Source organism: Pseudomonas sp. NPDC090752 (genome assembly GCF_055584805.1).
The window spans coordinates 140,332-165,309 of sequence record NZ_JBVJLI010000013.1 but is presented as its reverse complement, the minus strand read 5'-3'; the positions used below and the strand labels follow the sequence as shown (position 1 = coordinate 165,309).

At 62.0% G+C, this 24,978-nt stretch carries 18 protein-coding genes; 4 read left to right on the top strand and 14 right to left on the bottom strand.

The window, feature by feature from the left end; genetic code table 11:
• Positions 1-7: 7 nt before the first annotated feature.
• The 9 genes from ACZ6YA_RS18395 to ACZ6YA_RS18355 all read right to left on the bottom strand — a co-directional run bounded on the left by ACZ6YA_RS18395 (position 8) and on the right by ACZ6YA_RS18355 (position 16,642).
• Positions 8-781 carry an enoyl-CoA hydratase gene (locus ACZ6YA_RS18395; protein WP_465898517.1) on the bottom strand — a complete coding sequence of 258 codons (774 nt, stop codon included), beginning with the start codon at positions 779-781 and terminating at the stop codon, positions 8-10.
• Positions 782-794: 13 nt separating this feature from the next.
• Positions 795-1,922, bottom strand: a complete 1,128-nt coding sequence (locus ACZ6YA_RS18390) for an acyl-CoA dehydrogenase (RefSeq protein ID WP_465898516.1) — start codon at positions 1,920-1,922, stop codon at positions 795-797.
• An 8-nt stretch (positions 1,923-1,930) separates the two neighbouring features.
• Complete coding sequence (locus ACZ6YA_RS18385) at positions 1,931-3,124, bottom strand: acetyl-CoA C-acyltransferase (protein ID WP_465898515.1); 1,194 nt, start codon at positions 3,122-3,124, stop codon at positions 1,931-1,933.
• 12 nt (positions 3,125-3,136) lie between these two features.
• Positions 3,137-3,904: an SDR family NAD(P)-dependent oxidoreductase gene (locus tag ACZ6YA_RS18380; RefSeq protein WP_465898514.1), complete on the bottom strand. Its 768-nt coding sequence runs from the start codon at positions 3,902-3,904 to the stop codon at positions 3,137-3,139.
• A 14-nt stretch (positions 3,905-3,918) separates the two neighbouring features.
• Positions 3,919-5,565, bottom strand: a complete 1,647-nt coding sequence (locus ACZ6YA_RS18375) for an AMP-binding protein (RefSeq protein ID WP_465898513.1) — start codon at positions 5,563-5,565, stop codon at positions 3,919-3,921.
• Between the two features lie 126 nt (positions 5,566-5,691).
• On the bottom strand, positions 5,692-9,816 hold the full coding sequence (locus tag ACZ6YA_RS18370; protein WP_465898512.1) for a dermonecrotic toxin domain-containing protein: 4,125 nt from the start codon (positions 9,814-9,816) through the stop codon (positions 5,692-5,694).
• A gap of 262 nt (positions 9,817-10,078) precedes the next feature.
• Complete coding sequence (locus ACZ6YA_RS18365; RefSeq protein WP_465898511.1) at positions 10,079-14,611, bottom strand: NEL-type E3 ubiquitin ligase domain-containing protein; 4,533 nt, start codon at positions 14,609-14,611, stop codon at positions 10,079-10,081.
• Positions 14,612-14,676: 65 nt separating this feature from the next.
• Positions 14,677-15,714 (bottom strand): AraC family transcriptional regulator, encoded by a 1,038-nt coding sequence (locus ACZ6YA_RS18360; protein WP_465898510.1) that lies wholly within the window; start codon positions 15,712-15,714, stop codon positions 14,677-14,679.
• A 64-nt stretch (positions 15,715-15,778) separates the two neighbouring features.
• Positions 15,779-16,642, bottom strand: a complete 864-nt coding sequence (locus ACZ6YA_RS18355) for a LysR substrate-binding domain-containing protein (protein ID WP_465898509.1) — start codon at positions 16,640-16,642, stop codon at positions 15,779-15,781.
• A gap of 112 nt (positions 16,643-16,754) precedes the next feature.
• Here ACZ6YA_RS18355 and ACZ6YA_RS18350 point away from each other — a divergent pair, with 112 nt between their 5' ends.
• Together ACZ6YA_RS18350 and phnX are read left to right on the top strand one after the other, a co-directional pair.
• A complete protein-coding gene (locus ACZ6YA_RS18350; protein ID WP_465898508.1) occupies positions 16,755-17,861 on the top strand; it encodes a 2-aminoethylphosphonate--pyruvate transaminase in 1,107 nt (368 codons plus the stop codon).
• 35 nt (positions 17,862-17,896) lie between these two features.
• A complete protein-coding gene (gene phnX, locus ACZ6YA_RS18345; RefSeq protein WP_465898507.1) occupies positions 17,897-18,724 on the top strand; it encodes a phosphonoacetaldehyde hydrolase in 828 nt (275 codons plus the stop codon).
• Positions 18,725-18,771: 47 nt separating this feature from the next.
• Here the strand turns inward: phnX and ACZ6YA_RS18340 are convergent, their stop codons facing one another.
• Positions 18,772-19,332, bottom strand: a complete 561-nt coding sequence (locus ACZ6YA_RS18340) for an NADPH-dependent FMN reductase (RefSeq protein WP_465898506.1) — start codon at positions 19,330-19,332, stop codon at positions 18,772-18,774.
• Positions 19,333-19,489: 157 nt separating this feature from the next.
• Between ACZ6YA_RS18340 and ACZ6YA_RS18335 the strand changes: the two genes are divergently transcribed.
• A complete protein-coding gene (locus ACZ6YA_RS18335) occupies positions 19,490-19,708 on the top strand; it encodes a hypothetical protein (protein WP_465898505.1) in 219 nt (72 codons plus the stop codon).
• Here ACZ6YA_RS18335 and ACZ6YA_RS18330 read toward each other — a convergent pair.
• From ACZ6YA_RS18330 to ACZ6YA_RS18315, 4 genes are read right to left on the bottom strand one after another with little or no spacing between them, the layout of a single operon-like run.
• Complete coding sequence (locus ACZ6YA_RS18330; RefSeq protein ID WP_465898504.1) at positions 19,692-21,941, bottom strand: Orn/Lys/Arg family decarboxylase; 2,250 nt, start codon at positions 21,939-21,941, stop codon at positions 19,692-19,694. The two genes, ACZ6YA_RS18335 and ACZ6YA_RS18330, sit on opposite strands and share 17 nt — an antisense overlap.
• 59 nt (positions 21,942-22,000) lie before the next feature.
• Positions 22,001-22,759, bottom strand: a complete 759-nt coding sequence (gene dnaQ / locus ACZ6YA_RS18325) for a DNA polymerase III subunit epsilon (protein ID WP_465898503.1) — start codon at positions 22,757-22,759, stop codon at positions 22,001-22,003.
• 51 nt (positions 22,760-22,810) lie between these two features.
• Entirely contained in the window at positions 22,811-23,257 is a 447-nt protein-coding gene (rnhA, locus tag ACZ6YA_RS18320; RefSeq protein ID WP_012315304.1) for a ribonuclease HI, read from the bottom strand.
• 13 nt (positions 23,258-23,270) lie between these two features.
• Complete coding sequence (locus ACZ6YA_RS18315; protein ID WP_465898502.1) at positions 23,271-24,044, bottom strand: class I SAM-dependent methyltransferase; 774 nt, start codon at positions 24,042-24,044, stop codon at positions 23,271-23,273.
• A gap of 85 nt (positions 24,045-24,129) precedes the next feature.
• On the opposite strand from ACZ6YA_RS18315, the gene gloB reads away from it, so the two are divergent.
• Entirely contained in the window at positions 24,130-24,909 is a 780-nt protein-coding gene (gene gloB, locus ACZ6YA_RS18310) for a hydroxyacylglutathione hydrolase (RefSeq protein WP_465898501.1), read from the top strand.
• Positions 24,910-24,978: the final 69 nt, after the last annotated feature.

Sequence of the window (24,978 nt, the reverse complement as noted above, 5' to 3'; positions counted from 1 at the left end):
TTGCCCATCAACGATCCTTGAACTGAGCTTCGCGCTTGGCGATGAAAGCAGCCATGCCTTCTTTCTGGTCCTCGGTCGCAAATGCCGCGTGGAATACCCGGCGCTCGAACCGCACCCCTTCGCTCAATGTCACCTCGAAGGCGCGGTTGACGCACTCCTTCACCATCATGCTCACCGGGATCGATTTGCCGGCGATGGTGGCTGCCACCTTCAAGGCTTCTTCAAGCAATTCTGCCTGTGGTACTACGCGCGCCACCAGGCCAGCTCGCTCCGCCTCTTCGGCGCCCATCAGACGGCCAGTCAGGCACAACTCCATGGCCTTGGCCTTGCCCACCGCACGGGTCAGCCGTTGAGTGCCGCCCATACCCGGCAGTACGCCGAGGTTGATCTCCGGTTGGCCAAACTTGGCGTTGTCGGCGGCGAGGATGAAGTCGCACATCATCGCCAGCTCGCAGCCACCCCCCAAGGCGAAGCCGGAAACCGCTGCGATGATTGGCTTGCGGCGGTTGGCGACACGATCGGCATCGCTGAACAGATCGTCCACGTAAATCTGCGGGTACTGCAGCTCGGCCATCTCCTTGATGTCGGCGCCTGCGGCAAAGGCCTTGGCCGACCCGGTCAGCACCACGCAACCGATGTTCGGGTCACGCTCGAGCTGGTCCAGCGCCTGATTGATTTCGCTGACAATTTGCGCGTTCAACGCATTGAGTGCCTGCGGACGGTTGAGGGTAATCAGGCCGACCTTGCCGTGGATGTCCAACAAGATGGTTTCGAATGCCATGCAGTCTGCTCCTTCAAAGATTGCGCGCAATGACCATGCGCTGAATATCGCTGGTGCCTTCGTAGATCTGGCAAACCCGCACATCACGGTAGATCCGTTCCAGCGGGAAGTCGCTCAGATAGCCATAACCGCCCAGGGTCTGCAAGGCATCCGAACAGACCTTTTCGGCCATTTCCGAGGCAAACAGCTTGGCCATCGACGCCTCCACCAGCGCCGGGCGCCCGGCATCACGCAGCGCAGCTGCATGCAGCACCATCTGCCGGGCCACGGCAATTTTCGTTGCCATGTCTGCCAGGCGGAAGGCCACGGCCTGGTGTTCGATCAGCGCCTTACCGAAACTTTGCCGCTCGTTGGCGTAATCGCGGGCCACTTCAAAGGCAGCACGGGCCATGCCCACGGCCTGCGAGGCGATCCCGATACGGCCGCCTTCAAGATTGGCCAGGGCGATCTTGTAGCCCTCGCCCTCCTCGCCTAGACGGTTGGCCACAGGCACCCGCACGTCATCGAAAACGATCTGGCAAGTGTCGGAGGCATGTTGCCCGAGCTTGTCCTCCACCCGCGCCACCTGATAACCCGGCGAATCGGTCGGTACGATGAACGCGCTGATGCCGCGCTTGCCTGCTTCTGGATCGGTCACGGCAAACACGATAACCACCCCGGCGTTCTGGCCGGAAGTTATGAACTGCTTGCTGCCACTGAGCAGGTAATGGTCGCCATCACGACGCGCACGGGCCTTGAGGCTGCTAGCATCGGAACCGGCTTGGGGTTCGGTCAAGGCAAAAGCGCCGAGCATCTCCCCGCTGGCCAGGGGGGCCAGGAATTGCTGCTTCTGCACTTCGCTGCCGAATTTGAGGATCGGCACGCAGCCTACCGAGTTATGCACGCTCATGATGGTCGAGCAGGCGCCGTCACCCGCAGCGATCTCTTCGAGCGCCATGGCGTAGGCCACATAACCGGTGTCACTGCCGCCGTACTGTTCCGGCACCAGCATGCCGAACAGGCCGAGCTCGGCCATTTCTTCGATGGCCTCTTTAGGGAAGCGATGCGCCTTGTCCCATTGTTCGGCAAAGGGTTTGAGGCGCTCCTGGGCAAAGTTGCGCACCGCGTCGGCGATCTGTTGTTGCTCGTCAGTTACCAGCATGGTTCACCTCAGTACAGGCATTCGACAGCCATGGCCGTGGCTTCGCCACCGCCGATGCAAATGGCCGCCACGCCCCGGCGCAGGTTGTTCTGGCGCAGTGCCGACAGCAGGGTCACCAGGATACGTGCACCGGAAGCGCCGATCGGGTGGCCGAGGGCACAGGCGCCGCCGTGAATATTGACTTTGTCATGGGGCAGATCGAGCTGCTTCATGGCTGCCAGGGTGACCACGGCAAAGGCTTCGTTGATCTCGAACAAGTCGACCTCGGCGAGGTTCCAGCCAGTGCGTTTCATCAGTTTGTCGATCGCACCGATCGGCGCAGTGGGGAACAGTGCGGGGGTGTCAGCGAACGCTGCATGACCATGGATCACTGCCAACGGCTTGAGTCCCCGCTTGTCCGCCTCGGAGCGGCGCATCAGTACCAGTGCGGCGGCGCCGTCGGAAATCGAGCTGGAATTAGCCGCCGTGACCGTACCGCCTTCCCGGAAGGCCGGTTTGAGCTGCGGAATTTTGTCCAGGCGCGCCTTGGGCGGCTGCTCGTCGTCTTTGATGACTCGCGTTTCCTTACCCTCCTTGACCTCCACCGGCACGATCTCGGCGGCGAAGCGACCGCTCTTGATCGCCTCTTGGGCGCGGGTCAGCGAGGTGATAGCGAACTGGTCTTGGGCTTCGCGGCTGAAGGTATTGGCCTGTGCGCAGTCCTCGGCGAAAGTGCCCATCAGGCGGCCTTTGTCGTAGGCGTCTTCCAGGCCGTCCATGAACATATGGTCGATGATTCTGCCGTGGCCCATACGGTAGCCTCCACGGGCTTTGTCCAGGAGGTAAGGGGCGTTGGTCATGCTTTCCATGCCACCGGCCACCACCACCTCTGCACTGCCGGCCAACAGCAGGTCATGGGCCATGATCGCCGCCTGCATCCCCGAGCCGCACATCTTGTTCAGGGTGGTGCAGGTGGTGTGCGTGCCCAGCCCGGCGCCCAGCGCCGCCTGGCGCGCCGGGGCCTGGCCCTGGCCAGCCGGCAGCACGCAACCGAACAGCACCTGCTCGACGCTGGCGACATCAATGCCTGCTCGGTCTACTGCGCCGCGAATGGCCGCGCTACCCAGTTGCGGTGCGGTCAGGCTCTTGAGGTCGCCCTGCAGGCCGCCCATGGGCGTACGCACGGCGCTGACAATGACGATCGGGTCGTTGCTGAGGCTCATGGTTCGATCTCCTTACTTGGCAGCCATGCGCAGTGCGCCGTCGAGGCGGATCACCTCGCCGTTGAGCATGCTGTTCTCGATGATGTGGCGGGCCAGCGCAGCGTACTCCTGCGGGCGCCCCAGGCGCGGCGGGAACGGCACGCCAGCTGACAGCGAAGCACGGACCTCATCGCTCATACCGGCCATCATCGGCGTCTCGAAAATACCGGGGGCGATGGTCATCACACGGATGCCGAAGCGCGCCAACTCGCGAGCAGCCGGCAAGGTCAGGCTGGCGATGGCGCCTTTGGAGGCCGCATAGGCGGCTTGGCCGATCTGGCCGTCATAGGCAGCGATCGACGCGGTGTTGATGATCACGCCGCGCTCGCCACCTTCATCGGCGACACCTTCAGCCATGGCCGCTGCCGCCAGGCGCAGCAGGTTGAAACTGCCGATCAGGTTGACGTTGATGACCTTGGCGAAGCTTGCCAGGCCATGTGGGCCTTGCTTGCCCAGCACTTTCTCGGCACCGACGATCCCGGCGCAGTTGACCAGCCCGTGAAGGCTGCCGAAGGTGCTGACGGTCGCATCGACTGCGGCTTGGGCGGCCTGCTCATCACTGATGTCGGCCACCGCGAAACGGGCGTTGTCACCCAACTCAGCGGCCTTGGCCTCGACAGCCTGGGCATTGAGGTCGACCAGCATGACCTTGGCGCCGGCCTCGATCAGCATCTGCGCAGTGGCGGCGCCCAACCCGGAAGCGGCGCCGCTGACGATGAAGTGTTTGTTGGCTATCTGCATGAGCGGTTTTCCTTTCAGACGCTGGCAGGGGTGGCCTGCTGTGCGAGTTGTTTGGCGACTTCCTGGTTACGCAGGATGAAGCGTTGCAGCTTGCCGCTCGGGGTCTTGGGCAGCTCGCTGACGAATTCGATTTCTCGGGGGTAGGCATGCGCGTACAAGCGTTGGCGTACGTGCTGGCGTAAATCTTCCTCCAGCGTCTCGCTGCCTGGATATCCACTGGCCAACACGACGAAGGCCTTGATCAGTTCGGTGCGCTGCGGATCCGGCTTACCAATCACCGCCGCTTCCACAACGGCCGGATGCTCGATCAGCGCGCTTTCCACGTCGAACGGGCCGACCCGGTAACCGGAGGTCGTGATCACGTCGTCACTGCGGCCAACGAAGCTGATGCTGCCATCTGCGTTCAGCTCGACGGTATCGCCGCTCAGGTAGTACTTGCCGACGAACGCTTTCGTCGGCAAGCGTTGGTAGCCGCCGAACCAGCATAACGGCGACTGCTCGCGGTCGACGGCAAGGATGCCTGGCTGGCCAGCTGGCAGCTCGTGGCCTTGCTCGTCCAGCACAACGATGCGATGGCCGGGGATGGCAAAGCCGGCGGAGCCCAGGTGCACCGGGTGCTCCAGGCCATGGTGGTTGCACAGCACCATGCCCAGTTCAGTCTGGCCATAATGATCGTGAATCCTTACCCCCAGCTCATCGGCAAACCAGCGAATCACCTCTGGATTGAGAGGCTCGCCCGCACTGCTGACCACACGCAGGCGGCCCTTGACTGGGGCTGAGAACGCCTTGCCGGCGGCAATCAGCAAGCGATACGCAGTGGGTGAGCCGGCCAGGTTGGTGATGCCCAGCGTGTCGATGACGCGGGCGCAACTGTCGACGCTGAACGGGCCGTCGTAGAAGGTAGTGGCGTGACCCAGCGACAACGGGCCGGTCACGGCGTAGTACAAGCCATAGGCCCACCCGGGGTCAGCCAGGTTCCAGAAATTATCTTCAGGTCGCAGGTCAATGGCATCACGCATGTAGCCCTGGAAGGCAACGAGGGCGCGCAACGGGACTTCCAGTGGTTTGGCAGGCCCCGTGGTCCCTGAAGTGAACATCAGCAGGAACGGGTCGTCGCCCGTGCGCATCACCGGCTCGCAGGTATCTGCTGCGTGCTCGAGGCACTGCTGGAAGTCCAGCTCCCCGCTGCGAGCGTTGACCGTGATCAGGGTCGGGCAGCCAGGCATGTCGTCCAGCTTGGCGCGATTGTGGCTGTCGGTGACAACGACACGGGCTTGGGATTGTTCCAGACGATGCTCGATGGCCTTGGGCCCGAAGGCCGTGAACAAGGGCTGGTACACCGCCCCGAGGCGCCAGGTGGCGAGGATGGTGATCAACAGTTCGGGTGTGCGCGGCAGCAGACCCGCCACCCGGTCCCCAGCCTTCACGCCTTGGGCCCCAAGCACATTGGCGAAGCGGGCCACAAGCGGCTGCAGTTGATCGAAGCTGTATCGCGCGCTGTGCCCATCGCTATTCAGCTGGAGCAGTGCCAGCGTGCCTTCGCCGACGTGGCGGTCACAACATTCGACACAGGCATTGAGCGCTGCAAGGTCGCCATGCAGTGCCGCCGCAGCAGCCTTGCCATGATCGAACAGACGAACGGCCTCGGCGTAATCACGCATCGTCGGACTCCTGATTTGTTGTTTTTGGAGTTAACCATCGGTACGACGATGTTCGCGCTACCTCGCCCCTGCGACAATGGCCAAAGCTGTCAATCTGGATGACCGGTTTGGCCGCTGCTTGCTTGGCTAGCGACCTGTCCCACGCTCATGGCCTTGCATGTACTGCAGCGTCCGCTGCAGGCGCAGGGCCTGCATATTTCCTTGTTCTGCAGCAGCGAACGGGGCCGGGTCGTAATGCTCAAGGAAGCGCTGCCAAAATGTTCGCCGGCACAGGTCCTGGGCAATAAGGTGTTGATCAAAGGTGGCTTCGACAGATTCCTGGGCTGCGGCCAGTTGCGCGTCATTGAGGCTTGGTGCCGACTGCTCGTCCATGCGCAGTGGCTGAAACGACAGCCTCAACGCAATGCGCAGCTTGAACCGATAGCGCAGGCTCAGCAGGCTCTGTTGAGCGGCATCAAGTTGCCCATCCCGCTGGCGAATAACGGCCTGCACGTACGCCTGAAGCCGGTCCAGTCGATACAGGGCGCGGCCCAGTGATAACAAGACCGAACCTCCTAGGGGAGGTTCGGCGTTCAACGCCGTCGTTTCGGTGAGCAAACGCAACAACTGCGAGAACCTGTCGATGACCTCGTTAGCACTGTCAGAACCGCCGGCCAGCAGGCTACGCACAGCGTCTGCAAATGCTGAGTCGCTGTGAATCAACCTCAGCATGTCCCAGCCACGTCCGATCAAGTAGCGCTCCTGCCAGCTGGAACCTGCTAGTGATTCCAGGCGGTTCAGGAAGAGGAATACATCGACATTTTGCGCATCTGCTGCAAGGGCATCCCAGATGCCACCAAGATCGGCTGCAACCTCACCCGCCCTCACCCACCAGGCTCGCCCTGTCGCCTGCGCGACCTCATCCAGGGTCGGCTCGACGGCAGACAAATTAGAGAGGTCTGCCAAGCTCAAGCGATTGCCCGTCAACACAAAGGCCTCACGGAAACTCTTTGGCATACGCAACACATCGCGTGGCACACCCTTTAATGCATTGTCGCGCAGGTCCGCCAGACGCAAAAAATCACACAGCTCGATGTTCCTTGGCCATGCTTGGAGTCCGCAATTGTTCAGCCTGAGCTCAAGCAATTGCGGCAGGTGGAGGAAGTTGATCTCGAACGTGCCCAGGTTCGGGTTGTTGCTCAAATCCAGATGGGTCAACAATGGCAGGTTACCCAGCGCTTCCACCGACTGGGCGTTCAGGTGGATCTGGTTACGCGCCAGGCGCAAGTTGCTCAGCCTGCTCAGATACCCGAGCCCACCTGGGCACACCAGCAGTCGGTTGCTGCTCAGGTCCAGGCGTTGCAATTCGGTAAACGCTTGAAGAAAGCGCGCATGGACCTGCTCGACAGCCGTTTCCTGAATGGCCAAGGTGCTGACATGGTGGAAGCTGACTTGTGGGGGAAGATCGGGAAGCGTGGAGACCCGCAGTCGGCTGAACATCAATTTGAGACCAACTCTTGCGCCTTGCTCCGTCAATTCGTGCTGCTCCCCCAGGCCGCGCCAGGCCCGCAGCAAACGTTCCGCGACCAGTCGCCGAACATCGTGTTCGCTGGCATTGGAGGCCAAGCGCACCCACGCATCGAATTTAAGGCTAAGCTGGCCCAGGTCGTCCTCAAGTGACCTGAGCACAGCATCGACCGACAGCCCTCGCCGCCATCTGCCATCCAGTTCTTGCGCCAGTTGCGCATCATCGAGCCCGGGAAACATCTGACGCAGCCCATCACGCAAGCGCTCTTTGCGACTGAGGCGCGGTGGCCGCTGGCCGCCAAGCAGGTAACCTACGCGTCCATCCGGCAAACGCTGCCCAGGGTTCCACCAACGCGAAACAGCTGGCCAACCCACCATGCGCTCGATGGTTGACTGAGTTTCGGGCAAGTGCATCAGAAGCTTGTCGCGCAACTGCAGTGCGGCATCCGGGCCTCCGATCTGCAATTGGCCCAGCACACCACGTTCGCCCAGCAGCCCGACAAGTGCCTGATAGATATCATCGAACTGTTGGTGATCCGTCCTGGAGCCATCCTGGTCATAAAAACGGAACACGCCGTCCTCACGAATCAGCTGATGATGCGCGCCTTCATGCCCGTCCGAGACAACCGACGCCAGCGGCTCGTCGCGCCCTACATCACCTGTCAAGGACACGCTGAGCCCCTGCAGCTGCAGCGCGTCGAGCAAATGAAACAACAGCACCCCCGTATCGTCGTTATAGGCACTCGGCAAGTAGCAGCCAGCCATCATTCGGTTAAACCGAGCCAAGCGCGCCAGCGCCTTTGCCTGGGTTGCCAGCGCCGTGATCGGCAACGTGCCGTTGTCGGCAGCAAACCCATCGTCGCTCACGGGGGGGCGGTTCAGATGATCGAACAGAGGGCTGAGCAGGCGCGCCTTGGCCCGCAAGACATTGGCTGCGCCCTCGCCAACATCGAACTGCTGCTCGCACCAGGCAAGCAATGCGGTGTCGCTGAGGTCCGATGGCATTTGTCGTAGTTGCCGAAAGAACGTTTCGATTCGTGCATCGGCGTCAAAATACCCCAGGGTTACTCGCAAATTCACGGGGGCGCGCCGATTCTCGACCACCAGCCCACGCAACTCATTCTGATCCATGCCAGCCACGCGCAGTATCTGAGCGGCGGTGGACTCGTCGAAGCCTGGGTCGTGTGGCCACAACCTTTCAAACATGGCAGCCGAGTCGCTCAATGCCTGTGGACGGCCTTGGAGCAGTTGCCAGCCGCGCTCCCCATTGTGCAGCACCCAAGGCCCATAGGCGGCTGGCCGCCGTGGGTGGCGCAGTCGATAAAGCCCACCCGGTTCGGGCTGATGGAGCTCGAGAAAGCGGCCATCAAGCTTGATCCAGTGTCGCGTCCCGTCGCTGTAACGGCCATCGGCCTGAAGCAAAGCGTCATCAGCATCGGCTGCATAAGGTTCCAGATCGCTGTCCCACAGCCGACTGGTTTTGTCGTCCACGCTGACCATTTCCATCGCGTCGACGAAGGCGCTGCGAACGAACGTGAAGGTAGTTGCCGTAGCAACGGTGGCGGCCACGGTGGCCGCCACCCCCAGCATATGATTCAGCGCTTCATGCTGATGCCCTTGGCTCCAGTCCTGCACCCCTTCGAATACTTCGCCCAGGGTCTGCACGACCAGTCTTCCCAACAGCAGGGCGCCCACTGCGGGGATGAACAAACCGGCAAGGTTCAACAGATCGAACCCTGCGGACTTCCAGGCGCCACGCCTAGCCTGCGCAGCTGCCATATCCACGTTCGCGGTCGGTACAAGGACCAGCCGAGCATCGTCTTTACACCGTTGCACCTGGCGCCTGGCCAGCGCTTCGAAAAGAGAGCCTTGCTGGGTTGCCCCGTCCAGTTGCAGGTCAGGTACATCATCTGCCAGCCGGTTGCCGAGTGTACCGAGGAACTCGGCGCGCTGGCCGAGCGCGATCAGTTGACTGAAGTAGTTGCGGTAATCATCGTCCTGCAACTCATCGGCCAGCACACGGCTCAATTGTGCAACGGAGGTAAAGCGGCGCAGGCTCTGCTTCGGGTCACTGGGCAAATACAGCACGACGCTGACCAACGCACCCTCTAGGTTGCGCAATTGGATCAGAAGCCCATCGGCAACCGGGTATCCCAGGACTTCAAGCAGGCCGGGGTAGCCCCTGAGCGCTTCCTGCACTGGCGCCCTATCGGGGTCAGCCACTTCACGCAAGGCAAGCTGGTCGCGAGCGGTGATCTCACCCTTGAGCGCCGCGACCTCGACCATCAGGCTAAGCGCCGATTGCTTATCGCTGGCCAGCAACATCTGAGTGCTGGCGTCATACACCCGCTCCAGCTCGGCCTGGTATAGCGCGCCGACATCCAGCGTGCGGCATGCCTCCACCACATCACGGGGGGGTTTGGACAATAAGCCTGTGCTTTCCGGCGCCACAAGCCCCGTGCCGTCGTAGTAGTGAACGTCGGCGAAGTTATGCATCAAGCGCAGCAGGCCGTTCTCGCGGCTCAGCGCTGGCGCGTAGCCCCCCAGCGGTTTATCGGGCAGCCTGCTGAAGGACGGTCCTACCTGCAACCATTGCAACTGCTCGAAGCTAATGCCGACAGGCAATGGTTGTGCCAATAAAGGGGCAAACTGGCGCTGGGCGAATACCGGTAGAGGGTGCAGGCCCAGAGCACGGCCAAGCAAACGGGCCTGAGTCGCATGATGGGCGTTGAGCTTTTCGCGCAATGTGGCGATCTGGCTGCTGGAAGCCCGTTTCAGCCAATCAGGCAACCTGGCGCGGATGAAGTCATCGATGGCATCGTCGTCTTGCGATGGACCTGAGTGGGGGCTGTATACGTTAGGCTGGGGCATCCCGAGGTTCCTGTTTGGTATGGGAAGCCGCAATCCTCAGCAGGCGACACTTTGGGCGGAAGGGGGAAGTCTTGCGTGAGCACGTAAGCAGTGGACTAGCCATACGGCGGCACCTCCACTGCTTGCACAGCCAGACTCAGGCCTGGCTTTGCGCCTCGCTTTGCAATGCCTGTTCGGTCAATTGCAATGCCAGCGCATGCTCCTGGGCATCGCGTTCAATGAGTAACGCATCCCAGCGCTCCTGGTAGGTGCCACTTGTCATCGTGTCCGACGCCTCCTCCAGCTCGACACCACGACGGGTAAACGCTGTCTCGATGTCCAAGAATGCCTGAGAATGCTCTACGCGCAGGTAACTCAACCAGAACCCACGCTGGCTGATGTTCTGCGCCAATGCCTGGGTGGCCTCTGCCTCACGAACCCGTTGCGTTACCTCCCGTAATTGCTTACTGGTGACATTGGCCAATCTGCTGAACTGCATATAGCGTGGTTGCAACGGCAGGTCCAACTCCGCGGCCAGGTGCACCCGATAGTAAAGGTCGATCTCGACCTCATCGATACGGTCACGGGTGCCGCTATCGTGAGGAAGGCTCTCGAGCGTCGACTGGGCTCTTCGCTGGGCGATATCACCCCGGGCATAACTGCTCACTGTATCCAGGCGAAACAGCCGGCGCGCCAAACCAAGCATTTCGCTGACACGTCCTTGACCTGCCACCTGCTGGATCAACATCTGTACCTGCAATTCGCTGAACCGACTGGTAACGCTGTCCACGCAGGTGATCGCCCTTCCCGCATGGTCGAAAATCTGCAGACGCAATTCGCTATCAGCATCCATAGCCCGCAATAGTTTCCAGACTTGACCGGTCAGGTGCGCAGGCGACAGCTGATACTCTCGGGTCAGCTCAAGGTCGCTGAGCAAACTGAACAGGCGGGCGCTATTGGGTGACGCCAACAACCTGTCCCAAACCCGTGCACTTGCCTGGCGTGAATCCTGCTCGACAGTTTGCAGTAACCGCTCACGCAGCCCTCCATCCGCGGGTTCAGACACGGGTCGTACGGGCGGTGGCGAGATGGCTGGTGGGTGCTCATGCACGGCACCGGCATAGAGCCGATCCATCTGACCCACGCTTAGCGCATTATCGTCAACCCTGAAAGACTGGCGAAATTCCGCAGGCATTTGCAGGACGTGCTCGGGTATTTGGGCAATTCGGTTTTGTCGAATATCAGCACTGTCGAGAAACCCACAAACTTCCAGGCCATCCGGCCAGGTCAGCAAACCGCAACGCCGTAACGCGATCGACCGCAGTTGTGGCAATTGGTTGAAGCGCAAGGCAATCGCACCCAGAGGGTTGTAACTTAGGTCGAGATGACGCAATGCGGACAGACTCGCCAACGCTTGAACGCCGTCAAGGTCCATGCGAATGCGGTTCCCGAGCAAGCGCAGCTCGCTCAATTGGCCAAACCGGCTGATGCTTGCGGGAATACGCAGCAGCTGGTTGTGATTGAGGCTCAAGCGCCGCAATCCACCGAACGCACTCAAGAAGGTTTCTGGAACATCGCTTAGTTGCAAACCACCCAAATTCAACTCAGATACATTGCCAAAATCGACCTGCGCCGGCAGCATCGGTAGCGTTCGCAGCGGCAGGCCACTGAGGTCCAGGCGTGTACCGTCCACAGCGCCGTCCGCGCCCATGGCATTCTCGCCCTGTAGGCGCCAGGCTCGGCGTAGCAGCCCGGTTACGTACTGGCGCACACCGCGCCGCCTGTCGTTGAGTTCGGCACTGGCCCATCGGTTGAGTTCCAGGTTCATGCGGCGGTATTCCGCTTCCAAGTGGAGCATGGTCTCGAAGGGCGAACCAGGCTGCGCCAGCAGCCGGCTCAGCAAGGTATCGACTTGCGTATCGTTCAGCCCCCAGAACAGTTCTCGAATGCGATCGCGCAGGGTACTTCGCGCCCAGCGCTGCCCTTGGCCGCGGCCACTGAGCAGGTAACCGACGCGGTCATCCGACAGACGCTGCGGCGGATTCACCCTCAGCTCGGCTGAGCGCCAGCCCAGCAGGTTGACCAGCTCAGTCCGCGTGGCCGGCAGGCGTTGAACGAGAACAGCCCTCAAGGTCTCAGCGGGATTGTCGCCAGCCACATCAAGACGCTCCAGCTCGGTCGGTGTCAGGCACGCCACGACCGCTTCGAAGAACCCCCTTGGCGCGACGATGTCCTCCTCACGCTCAAGGCCCTGGCTATCGTAGAGGCGAAACTCACCCTCCCTGTGCACCATTACCGTGGTGTTCTGCCCGAGAGCTTGAGGATCGGTCACCGCCAGCCTACGGCCACTTTCAGTGCCCTCACGCAGCTCAAGATTGAGCCGGCGGGGCCAATGGGACAAGCGCGACAACAGGGTCAGTGCCAACTCGCCGGTCTGGTCGCTGTAACTGCTCTTCAAAAACAACCCTTCCAGGGCGCAACTCACGCGCACCTGATGCAGCATTGCCCATGCCTGAGACGTCAGGCGCGACGGCAGGCGCTGTTCGAGGACAGCTAATTCACGTTGCGCTTCGGCCACATCGCGTACCAGCGCTGCGGCATAGGCTGGTGGCAAGCCGGGGAAGTCGCGCCGCACGATATCGCGCAGGGGGTCAGGCGCCAGCTCCGGCTGGGTCAGATGAGCAAGCAGCTGCTCGCTGAACGCACCCTGACGCGCCAACACACGCTCGCGAAGGGTCGGCGCATCCAGCCCATTGAACCCGGGTTGGGCCAAACACCATCGTTGGATTTCCTGGTCGTCGCTTGCCGGTACGTCGCGGTGCATCTGCTCGAAAAAAGCCTCGATGCGGGCATCGGCCTCGAAACGGCGCAGGCTTTCACGCAGGTTGACTGGCAGCCGTCGGCCCGCCACCAACAATCCGCGCAATTCAGCGGTTTCGATGCCCGCCACGCGCAGCACATCGCTGGCCCGCGCGCTGCTCAGCGGCACCTGCTGAGGCCAGAGCATGTCGAGCATGCGCGCAGGGTCATGGCATTCCAATGGCCGTTCATGACGCAGGCGCCAGCCGCGCTCACCATTGAACTCGACTTCGGGCCCGAACGCACCTTCACGCTGTGGATGTCGCAGGCGCCAAGGGCCTTGCGGGTCGGGCCGGTGCACGGAGCAATAGCGGTCGCCAACCCGTATGCATTGGCTATCGCCCTCACCGAACAAACCATTCGCGCCTGGGGAAGTACTCATGGGCGTAACCTCATACGCCTGCAGGTCGCGCTGCCACAAGCGTTGCTCGCCGTCATCCAGTTCGACCGGTTCAAGGCCATCAACGAAGGCGCTGCGCTGAAAACCTCGCGCGACCAGCGTCGCCCCCGTCGCGACAACGGCTGCTACCGCCAGCGTCTCGGCGACCCCAAGCATATGCTCCAACGCTTCGTGTTGGTGGCCGTGATACCAATCCACCGCGCCCTCATAGACATCCGACAGTGTTTGCGCCACCAGTTGCCCCAGCAAAATGGCGCCGACGACCGGAATGAACAGCCCGGCAAGGTTCAGCAGCCCCAGCCCTGCGTCTTCCCATGCCCGCAATCTGTCCTTGGTCGCTTGCAGGTCGACCTCCGCAGTGGGCACCAACAGGATGCGGGCGTCATCCTTGGCTCTCTTCACCTGTTGCGCTACCAACCGAGCAAAGACCTCGCCCTGCCCGGTGGCCGCATCCACCTGAAGATCTGGAGCGCTGTCCTTCAAGCGTTTATCCAGCGTGTCGAGGAAGCGCATTCGCGACTCCAGTTCGACCAATTGGCTGAAATAGGCCCGGTAATCCTGCTGCCTCAACGCTTCAACCATCGCGACATTGAGAGAAGACCAGGACTCAAAGTGACGGAACGCATGCTTAGGGTCGCTCGGTAGATACAGCACCACCCCGCCGTCTTCCCCGCCCCCCCCACGCAGTTGGAAGGCCAGCGCATCGCTGACTGGGCAGCCAAGCACGGTCAACAGACCAGGATAAGCACTCAGCCCGTTTTCCGAGCCTGTCTGGACGACCGCGCGCAACGCTGCCTCCACTTCGCTGCCAAGCTCGCCCTTGAGTGCGGCAATATCGATCGCCAACATCAGCCCGGCACGTTTGTCGTCTGCCAGCAACCCGCAGGTGGTGGACGTGAAGACCTGCTCCAACAGCGCCTGGTATCGACCGCCCATATCCCAACGGCGGCAGTCCTGGGCCAATTGTTCGGGATTATCCGATAGCACTTGATCGGTATTGCTCACTACCAGCCCCGACCCTTTGAGCAGTTCGGCACCGTCATGAAAGTTTTGCATCAACCGCAACAACGCCGGTTGGCGATCATACACAGGGCCGTAAGTTGGCCAATGAAGACTTGGCAAGCGGGGAAGGTTCCGCCGAACCTGTAGCCACTGCAACGTGTGTAACTTCGTCCCCTTTGGCAAGTGTTTCGCCAGCAACTGTTCAAATTGCTCTTCTGCAAAACGCTGCAGAGGGATCAACGCCGCGGTGGCGGTACGCAGCAAGGCCTGCTTGGACTGATGGCGTTGAAAACTGTCACGCAGCTGATTGATTTGCGCCGGAGTGGCCTTCTGCAGCCAATCGGGAAGAACGAAGCCAATGAACGTGTCGGTCGCGGTGTCGAGCTTGGCGCCGGCCGGGTCTGCAGCGCCTGGGGTGTCGATGGACATTTGGGTACCTGGGGAGTCGGAAAACCCAAGCCTGCGTGACAGCCCGCCTGTCCAGCAGCAGGAAATCAGCCACCCTCAGCGCCAACCTGGCCCTCTCGCGCCAAGACCAGTTGCCGGTAGTGCCCCGGGTTGCAGCCGAACCACTTGCGAAACGCCTTGTAGAACGAACTGCCATCGGCAAAACCCAGGCCGGCAGCGATATCCTGCATGCTCAAGCTGTCGTCGGTCAGCCAGGCGATCGCCAATTCACGGCGTACGCTGTCTTTGAGGCCCTGATAGGTCTGGCCTTCTTCCGCCAGGCGGCGGCGCAAGGTCGAGGCCGACAGGCACAACTGCCGGGCCAGGCTGTCGGCATCAGGCCAACGGATGGGCTCAAGTGCCAGCAGGTCGTGGCGAATTCGCCGGGCCAGGCTGCCGGGGTCGCGATACCTTACCAGGATATTGCCCGGCGCCTCGGCAAGAAAGCGCTGCAGGTCCAACCCGGTACGCTTGATCGGCATGTCCAAGCTATCGGCGGCGATGATCATGCGCGTGCGCGGGCGCTGGAACTGCAGATTCTCGGAAAACATAACCCGGTAGTCGTCGCAAAACGGTGGCTCGTCACAACGCAATTCGATGGCAAGGATAGGAATGCGTCGGCCGGCAAGCCAGCACGCCACGCCGTGCACGATCATCCAGAAGGTAAAATAGGTGAAGGCTCTGCGGGGTGCCTCACGTGGCTCGTTGATGACAATTTCGGCCAGGCCCGGCTGCCGCACCAGGCTGGGGTGAAGGTCTTCGAGCATCAGGCTGAGGAACTCCAGCGCGGTCTCCAGGCCCAGGGCCAAGGTTGGCTGGGCCATGGCCGCGCGGCACAGGAAGGCCAGGCTGCCCCCGCGCAGACCGCGCGGATCCATGGCAAAGAATTCGTCATTGCAACGGCGCGCCAGCAGGCGCCACAACCGTGCGTAGGCCTCGGCACTGACGCGAGCCTCGGGACGCTCTACCTGGCTGACATCGATGCCCGCGCGCCCGAGCAGGAGCGCATCGGCCACGCCATTCGGGCAAGTTTGCAGCAACGCCTCACGCACCAGTTGCATGGAAATGGTGTCTTTATCGCTCATTGGCCACCCAGGTTGCGCTGTGCCGGCCATCTTAGGCCGCCCTGCGGAAAATGCCAGCCCAGGCTTACGTGCTGACGGCCAGGCCGAGAAACGCCTGGATCAGGCGCAACTCACGGCGCCGCTCCAGGCAGCCGACCACGTGCTGGTTGACCAGCCCTGCGCCCGACAGCGGGCGGGCCACCACGCGCGGGTCATTGGCGACTTCGGTCGAGGAAACCACGCCGATCCCCAGCTGCGACGCTACCGCCTCGGTCACCGCTTCGCGGCTATCGAGTTCCAGCAACACGCGCGGTTGAACGCCAGCGGCACTGCAGGCCTTGTCGAAGGTACGCCGGGTGGTCGAGCTGGGCTCGCGCAATACCATGATCTGCTGGTTCAGCTCGGCCAAAGGCAGATCGCTTTGCCCCTGCGCCCACGCGTGGCCTGCCGGTAGCAAGGCGCACAGGCGCGATTCGCAGAGGCTCTGCAGGTGCAGGCCCTTGCGCGCCTCGATCTCGGTCAGCACCGCCACGTCGGCGTGCTCGGAAAGCAAGGCTGCCAGGGTTTCCTGGGCGTTACCCAGGCGCAAATTGACGGTGATACCCGGATAGCGCTCGCGCAACTGCGCCAGCATTGGCATGACCCGATGCGGGCCGTCGGCCGCCACTTCCAGGCGCCCGGTCAGCAACTGGCGGTTGGCTTCGAGCATGGCTTGAGCTTCCTCTGCCAGGCCAAACATGGCCCGAGTGATCGCCGCCAACCGAGTGCCTTCTTCAGTCAGCTCGACTCGCCGTGCGGTACGCCGCAGCAAGGTGATCTGGTAGTGCTCTTCCAACGCCTTCACATGCCCGGTGACTGCCGGCTGGCTGATGAACAGGCGCGCAGCGGCGCGGGTGAAACTGCCTTCGCGAGCGACAGCATCAAAGGCGCGCAGTTGGAACAGATTCATATATATCGGCCTGACTTATAGCTGGGATAACAACAAACAATTTGATTGATGACAGCGCGAATTGCAACCTAGGCCCCGTAGTTTCAGCCCACCGCTTGCGAGGAATAACGGAATGAGCAACGCCCCGATTCTGCTGACCCCTGGTCCCCTGACCACATCAATCCGCACCCGCCAAGCCATGATGGTGGACTGGGGTTCCTGGGACCGCGACTTCAACCAACTGACCGCCAGCGTCTGCGAACAGCTGCTGGCGATCATCGACGGCAACGCCAGCCACCATTGCGTGCCCCTGCAAGGCAGCGGCACCTTTGCGGTGGAAGCCGCCATCGGCACACTGGTGCCGCGTGACGGCAAGGTTCTGGTATTGATCAATGGTGCCTATGGCCAGCGCCTGGCGAAGATTTGCAAGGTACTGGGCCGCGCCTACAGCACCTTCGAAACCGCCGAAGACCAACCGACCACCGCCGCCGATGTCGACCGCCTGCTGGCCGCCGACCCTGCCATCAGCCACGTTGCGCTGATCCACTGTGAAACCAGCACCGGCATCCTCAACCCGCTGCCGGACATCGCCCAGGTGATCAAGCGCCACGGCAAACGCCTGATCATCGATGCCATGAGTTCATTCGGCGCACTGCCGATCGATGCCCGCGAAGTGACTTTCGAGGCGCTGATCGCCGCCTCTGGCAAGTGCCTGGAAGGTGTGCCTGGCATGGGCTTCGTCTTCGCCGACAAATCCGCCCTGGCAGCCGCCGAAGGCAATGCCCACTCGTTGGCCATGGACCTGTACGACCAGCACACCTACATGGCCAAGACCGGCCAGTGGCGTTTCACCCCGCCAACCCACGTGGTCGCCGCCCTGCATGAAGCCCTCCAGCAATACGGCGAGGAAGGCGGCCTGCCGGCCCGCCATCAGCGTTACGCCGATAACTGCAAGACCCTACTCGACGGCATGGCCGCCATAGGCCTGCGCAGTTTCCTGCCTGCCGAGATCCAGGCACCGATCATCGTCACCTTCCACGCACCAGACGATGCCCGTTACCAGTTCAAGGAGTTCTACGAGCGGGTCAAGGCCAAGGGGTTCATCCTCTATCCGGGCAAGTTGACCCAGGTCGAAACCTTCCGCGTCGGCTGCATCGGCGTGGTCGGCTCGGACGGCATGCAGGCCGCCGTGAATGCCGTGGCCGACGTGCTGCGGGAAATGGAAGTGCTGGACATCTGACCCCTTTGCCCACCCGAATTCAGGAAATAGCGCACATGAACTACAGCAACCCTACCCAGCTGCAAGCCGCCATCCTCGACTGGGCCGGCACCGTGGTCGACTTCGGCTCGTTCGCCCCAACCCAGATTTTCGTCGAGGCCTTCGCCGAATTCGACGTCCAGGTGTCCATCGAGGAAGCCCGTGGCCCGATGGGCATGGGCAAGTGGGACCACATCCGCACCCTGTGCGACGTGCCGGACATCGCCGAGCGCTACCGCAAGGTGTTCGGCCGTACCCCGACCGACGATGACGTCACCGCCATCTACAACCGCTTCATGCCGCTGCAGATCGAAAAAATCGCCGTGCATTCGGCGTTGATCCCTGGTGCCCTGGACACCCTCACCGGCCTGCGCCAAGACGGTTTGAAAATCGGTTCGTGTTCAGGTTACCCGAAAGTGGTGATGGACAAGGTCGTGGAGCTGGCCGCACAGAACGGCTACGTGGCCGACCATGTGGTGGCTACCGACGAAACGCCGAACGGCCGCCCCTGGCCAGCCCAGGCACTGGCCAACGTGATCGCACTGGGCATCGACGATGTGGCCGCCTGCGTCAAGGTCGACGACACGGTGCCAGGCATCCTCGAAGGCCGCCGTGCGGGCATGTGGACCGTGGCCCTGGTGTGTTCTGGCAATGCCCTGGGCCTGACCTGGGAAGGCTACCGCGCGCTTAGCGCGGAGAAACTTGAAGCCGAGCGCAAGCGTATTCACGCGCTGTTCGCCAGCTCGCGCCCGCACTACCTGATCGACACCATCAACGAATTACCGGAGGTGATTGCCGATATCAACCGCCGCCTGGCCAAGGGTGAAATGCCGCAGACCTTCTGACAGGTGGGTACAGGTGCCATCGCCAGCGAGCCAGCGATGGCACCGACTTACACGGCCCGGTTCAGCTTCACCCAGGACGCGAACTTGTCGATAAAGCCCTGCAGGAACGGCCGGGTCTTGTCACTGAGCTTGCCACCCTCGTCGAACAGGTTGGCCGCCCCGCCGAGGTACGCCTCCGGCATCTGCATGCATGGCATATCCAGGAACACCAGTGACTGGCGCACCGCATGGTTGGCACCAAACCCGCCAATGGCCCCTGGCGATACGCTTACCACGGCGGTCGGCTTGCCGCCCCAGGCGCTCTGCCCATATGGACGCGAGCCTACGTCAATGGCGTTCTTCAGGCAGCCTGGGACCGAGCGGTTGTATTCCGGGGTGACGAACAGCACCGCATCACTGCGGCGGATTTCGTCACGAAAACGCTGCCAGGGTGCGGGCACTCCAGCGGCCTCCACATCTTCGTTGTAAAGCGGCAGGTCGCCGATTTCGACGATTTTCAGGGCAAGGCTGGACGGCGCCAGCTCTGCAAGGACGCGGGCCACCTTGCGGTTATAGGAGTCCTTGCGCAAGCTGCCGACGACGACCGCTACCGAATACACCTGGCTCATGGCGATTTCCATCCTGTGCTGGGAAAGAGACTGAATAGTTATAGATGACCGTTCCTCGGCGCCGTGGTTTTTTTTCCCGCGGGCGGAAAACTTCCCGGTACATTTGGCGGTCTATTCACTCAGACATTTCCTACGCAATTCAGAGGTTTTCACCTAAATGGCAGCAGTAATGGTCGGCCAATTCCACGCCCGTGACGCCGAAGGCCGTATCTACCCCGTTCACGAATTCCAGGAATCCACCCTGCAGACCGACGGCAGCACCCTGGGCTCACCCATCACCACCTATCGCCTGGCCATTGGTGACCGAGTCAACCATTTGGGTGAAGACCGTTTCGAACTGGTGCAGAGCGGCGTCGAGATCATTCGCATTCCTTGACGCAGTCCACTGTGTAGGTGCCGGTCTCGTTCTGCAGGCCGTGCACATCCGCTACGAAGCCCGGGAAGCCGCTGTTGAAGGCACGGGCAAAGGCCAGGTAGTCGATAATCGAGCGGGTCGCCTCGGTGAACCGCTCGCCCGGCATGATCAACGGAATGCCGGGTGGGTATGGCACCAGCATCACCGCCGCGATACGGCCGAGCAGTGCCTCGATCGGCACGGCCTGCACCTCCCCCCGCACCATCTGGTCATAGGCTCGCGCCGGGCTCAACGCCGCTTCCGGCAAGCGGCTAAACAACCGTTTGAGCTGTTTGGCTGTGGCATTCACGCGATAGCAGTCATGCAACTGATCACACAAGTCGCGCAAGCCAAGGCCTTCATAACGTGCCGCATCGACGGCAACGATGCTGGGCAGGCATTGGGGCAACGCGGTATTGCCGTCGTAATGGCGCTTGAACTCCAACAGTTCGGTCAGCAGTGTGCTCCATTTGCCTTTGGTGATGCCCATGGAGAACAGCACCAGGAAGCTATATAGCCCGGTTTTTTCCACCACCAGCCCACGTTCCCAGAGAAATTTGCTGACCACCGCCGCCGGAATACCCTGTGCACCCAGCACACCGTCAGCGCTCAACCCTGGCATCACCAGCGTGACCTTGAGCGGGTCGAGCAGCACATAATCGTCTACTACCTCGCCAAAGCCATGCCACTGAGCTCCCGGTTGCAACAACCAATCTTGCGCAGCCAACCTGTGTATACCTTCGGCCGCAGGCGGCTGCCAGATGCTGAACCACCAATCGTCCGCGGCGATGTGTTCGCGCAGGTTGGCCAGGGCGCGACGAAAACTCAGCGCCTCGTCGAACATTTCCTGCAGCAACGAGCGCCCGGCCGGGCCTTCCATCATGGTCGACGCCACATCCAATGACGCGAGGATGCTGTATTGCGGCGAGGTAGAAATATGCATCATGAAAGCTTCGTTGAAACGGTCACGATCCAGCTGCCGCTGGGCGCCGTCCTGCACATGGATCATCGACGCCTGGCTGAAGGCCGCCAGCAACTTGTGCGTGGAGTGGGTGCTGAACACCAGCGGACTGTCCTCGGTGCACGCCGTGCCCATTGCGTAGCGGCCAGTGAAGAACTCATGAAACGCCGCGTAGGCAAACCAGGCCTCGTCGAAATGCAGCACCTCGGCGCTGCAGCCAAGGGCCTGCTTGATCAGCCCGGCGTGATAACACAGGCCGTCGTAAGTAGAGTTGGTTACCACCGCCAGCTTGATGCGCGGCTCGTGCCCCTTGGCCAAAGGGTTACCCTGAATTTTCGCCTGGATCGACTCGGGGGTGAATTCGCTGAGTGGAATCGGCCCGATGATGCCCAGCTCGTTGCGCTCCGGGCACAGGTAGATGGGGATGGCACCCGTCATGATGATCGCGTGCACCACTGACTTGTGGCAGTTGCGGTCCACCAGCACCAGGTCGTCGCGACCGACCATCGCATGCCAGACGATCTTGTTGGCGGTGGAAGTGCCGTTGATGACGAAGAACGTATGGTCGGCGCCGAAGTTGCGCGCAGCGCGAGCTTCAGCCTCGGCCAAAGGCCCGGTGTGGTCGAGCAGCGAGCCCAGCTCCGGCACCGAGACCGACAGGTCCGAGCGCAGCGTGTTCTCGCCAAAGAACTGATGGAAGGCCTGGCCCACCGGGCTTTTGCGGTAGGCCACACCACCGCCATGACCCGGCGTGTGCCAGGAATAGTTGGACTGCGCCGTATGCTGCACCAAGGCCTTGAAGAACGGTGGCAGCAAGCCGTCGAGGTAGTTGTGCGCGGCACGCGCCACCTGACGGGCCAGGAACGGAACCGTGTCCTCGAACAGGTAGAGAATACCGCGCAGTTGATTGAGCTCGCTCATGGCCTCGGCCGGGGCGTTCTCCAGGGTAACCTGCTCGCCCAGGGCAAAAATCGGCAGGTTCGGCGCACGCTGGCGGGCCAGGCGAATCAGCTCGGCCATGTTCTGCAGCAGGTGGGTGTTGTCACCGATGCCTTCGGCGGCGATCAGCATACAGGCCAGGCCGTGGTGGGTGGCGGCGACCAGGCGTGCCTCGTCATTGTCCGCGGCGGCGAGGATGGCGAAGCCGTCCTGGCGCAACTCCTCGGCAATCCCGCGCACGCGTTCGCCGGCGACGCTGTCGGCCTTGATGGCGCGGTGGACGATGAGGATGGGGAACTTGAGGTCCTTGTACATCAGGCGGCTACCTCGGAAGGAAAGATCGTCCCTCTCAGGGTAGCCTGATGTTGCAAGAATTAACCGGCAGGCGTCTCGGTCAAGGCCTGCCACATCGAAGGCCCGCCTGCCGACTTGGCAACCGCCGCCAACCGCTCGGCATGCGCTTCCAGCTCCTCAGCACTGGCCATGATTACCCGCCCGGGTGTGCGACCGGCAATCCGCCGAATTTCACTGCCACCCGTGCCCTGCCCGTCACCGTCACTGTCCTGCCCATGCCCAGCCAGCGACAGGGTAGTCTGGCCACCCGTCATCGCCAGGTAGACGTCGGCCAACAGTTCCGAGTCGAGCAAGGCGCCGTGCAGGTCACGGCCTGAGTTGTCGATGTCGTAGCGTTTGCACAACGCATCGAGGCTGTTGCGTTGCCCCGGGTGACGGGCACGGGCCAGCAGCAAGGTATCGAGAATGGTGCAGTGCTGCGAAAGGTCGGCGCGGTCACGCTGGCCCAGCAGGGCAAATTCATTGTTGATGAAACCAACGTCGAACGCTGCGTTGTGGATGACCAGCGTAGCGCCCTGGATGAATTCGAAGAATTCTTCGGCCACATCGCCGAAGCGCGGCTTGCCGACCAGGAACGCGTCGGTGATGCCGTGGACGTTGATCGCGCCCTCATCACTCTCGCGGTCAGGCTGCAGATAAACGTGGTAGTGCCGCCCGGTCAGACGCCGGCCAATGACCTCGACGCAGCCGATCTCGATGATCCGGTGGCCTTCGCTGACCGGCATGCCCGTGGTTTCGGTATCGAGAATGACAAAACGCTTATCTTGCTGCTGCTCCACGCGGGGCGCTCCAACTTGCATCAGTTACAAAGGCGGCGATTGTACCCCAGCTCAGCGTTTGGCGCGCACCTCGTCGACGCCACGGTTGGCCAGCTGGTCGGCGCGTTCGTTGCCAGGATGGCCGATGTGCCCGCGCACCCACTTCCAGGTGACCTTGTGCCGGTTGACCTGCTCGTCCAGCTGCTGCCACAGGTCGGCGTTCTTCACCGGCTCTTTCGCGGCAGTCTTCCAGCCGCGCTTCTTCCAGTTGACCATCCACTCGTTGATGCCCTTCATCACGTACTGCGAGTCGGTGGTCAGCACCACTTCGCATTCGCGCTTGAGCGCCATCAAGCCCTGGATCGCAGCCATCAGTTCCATGCGGTTGTTGGTGGTTTCGCGCTCGCCGCCCCACAGTTCCTTTTCGACGCCCTTGTAGATCAGCAGGACGCCCCAGCCGCCAGGGCCGGGATTGCCCTTGCAGGCACCATCGGTATACAGCTCGACGCTATCGCTCATGTACCACTCATGTTCAGTGCTTGTCGGTATCCGGGCTGGCTGCGGTGCGGTTGACCTTGGCCAGTGGCAGCGGCAGCAGTTTGCCCATCGGCTCGCGGCGCTCCAGGCGCAGCGGCCTCAGGCCGACCACCATCTTGCGCGCCACCAGCAGGTAGACGCCGCCACCGGAGCTCTGCCAACCGCCGGCCACCCGTTCCCAACCAGCCAGGCGTTGTTGCCAGGCCGGCGAGGCAAGCGGCGGACGATAGCACCCGAAGCGGCGTTTCTCCAGCGCGAAGCCCAGCAGGTTGAGCCAGTCGCCGACCCGTGACGGCGAGATGCAGCGGGCCTTGCGCAGTGCCCCGTGGCTGAAGAAGTGGCGCATGCCCCAGCTGCTCCAGGGGTTGATGCCGACGATCAGCAGGTGCCCACCCGGGCGCACGGCGCTGGCTGCCTCACGCAACAGGCCATGGGGCGACAGGCTGAAATCCAGGCCGTGCTGCAGTACCACCACGTCGGCGGCGTGCTCGCTCAAGGGCCAGGCCTGCTCTTCGCAGACGATCTCCACCCCCGGCAGCGGCGCGCCCAGGCGCACGTTGCGTTGCACCTGCGGCGCGCTGGGCGGCGCCTCGGCGCAGGGGCCGTAATGCACAAGATAACCGCCAAAGAAGCGCCCCAGCTCTTCTTCCAGCAGCTTTTCCTCTTCCTTCAGCATCATCTGGCCGAGTGGGCCGTGGAACCACTCACGGGCCAGGCTGATCAGCTCGACCCAGTCCGGGTCGGCCTGGGCAAAGGCTTGGTCGGTCATTGCGCTCTCCCTCGAAGGTTCTCGCACCGCGCCATCGCGGCTAAGATGCCTTCATGTGCCACGCTTGGCGATACGGATCCACACCATGATACAGATCGATGCTCTCCCCGCTTTCTCCGACAACTACATCTGGTTGTTACAGGATACTGCCAAACGCCGTTGCGCGGTGGTCGACCCCGGTGATGCCCGCCCGGTGGAAGCCTGGCTGGCGGCCAACCCCGGCTGGGTGCTGGAGGCTATCCTGGTGACGCACCACCACAATGACCACGTTGGCGGGGTCGAGCGCCTCAAGCAATTGACCGGTGCCCGCGTCTGCGGCCCGGCCAACGAGCATATTCCCTGCCGTGACCTGGCCCTGGACGAAGGCGATCAGATCAACGTACTGGGCGTGGACTTCCGAGTGTTTGCCGTGCCTGGCCACACCCTGGGCCATATCGCCTACTTCAGCGATCAGCCAACAACACCCGTGCTATTCAGTGGTGACACCTTGTTCGCTGCCGGTTGCGGTCGCATGTTCGAGGGCCAGCCGGAGCAGATGCAGCCCGCCCTCGACCGCCTGGCAGCGCTTCCTGAACAGACCGAAATCTACTGCGCTCATGAATATACCCTGAGCAATCTGCGCTTCGCCAAGGCCGTGGAGCCCAGCAACCCACACGTTCTGCAGCGGTTCGAGGACGTTACCCGGTTGCGTGCCGAAAATCGCATCACATTGCCATCAACGATCGGCCTCGAACGCTTGACCAACCCTTTCCTGCGTACCTCTGAAACATTAGTTAAACAAAAAGCAGACGAATGGAAGGGACATTCAAACGACACGCAGGTCACTGTTTTTGCTGCTTTGAGGTCTTGGAAGGATACCTTCTGATAACCTCAAGATATATCGCAGGCGGTTGTCAACGGTTGACCCGGGCGGGTGCGGTTTCTAGAATCGCCG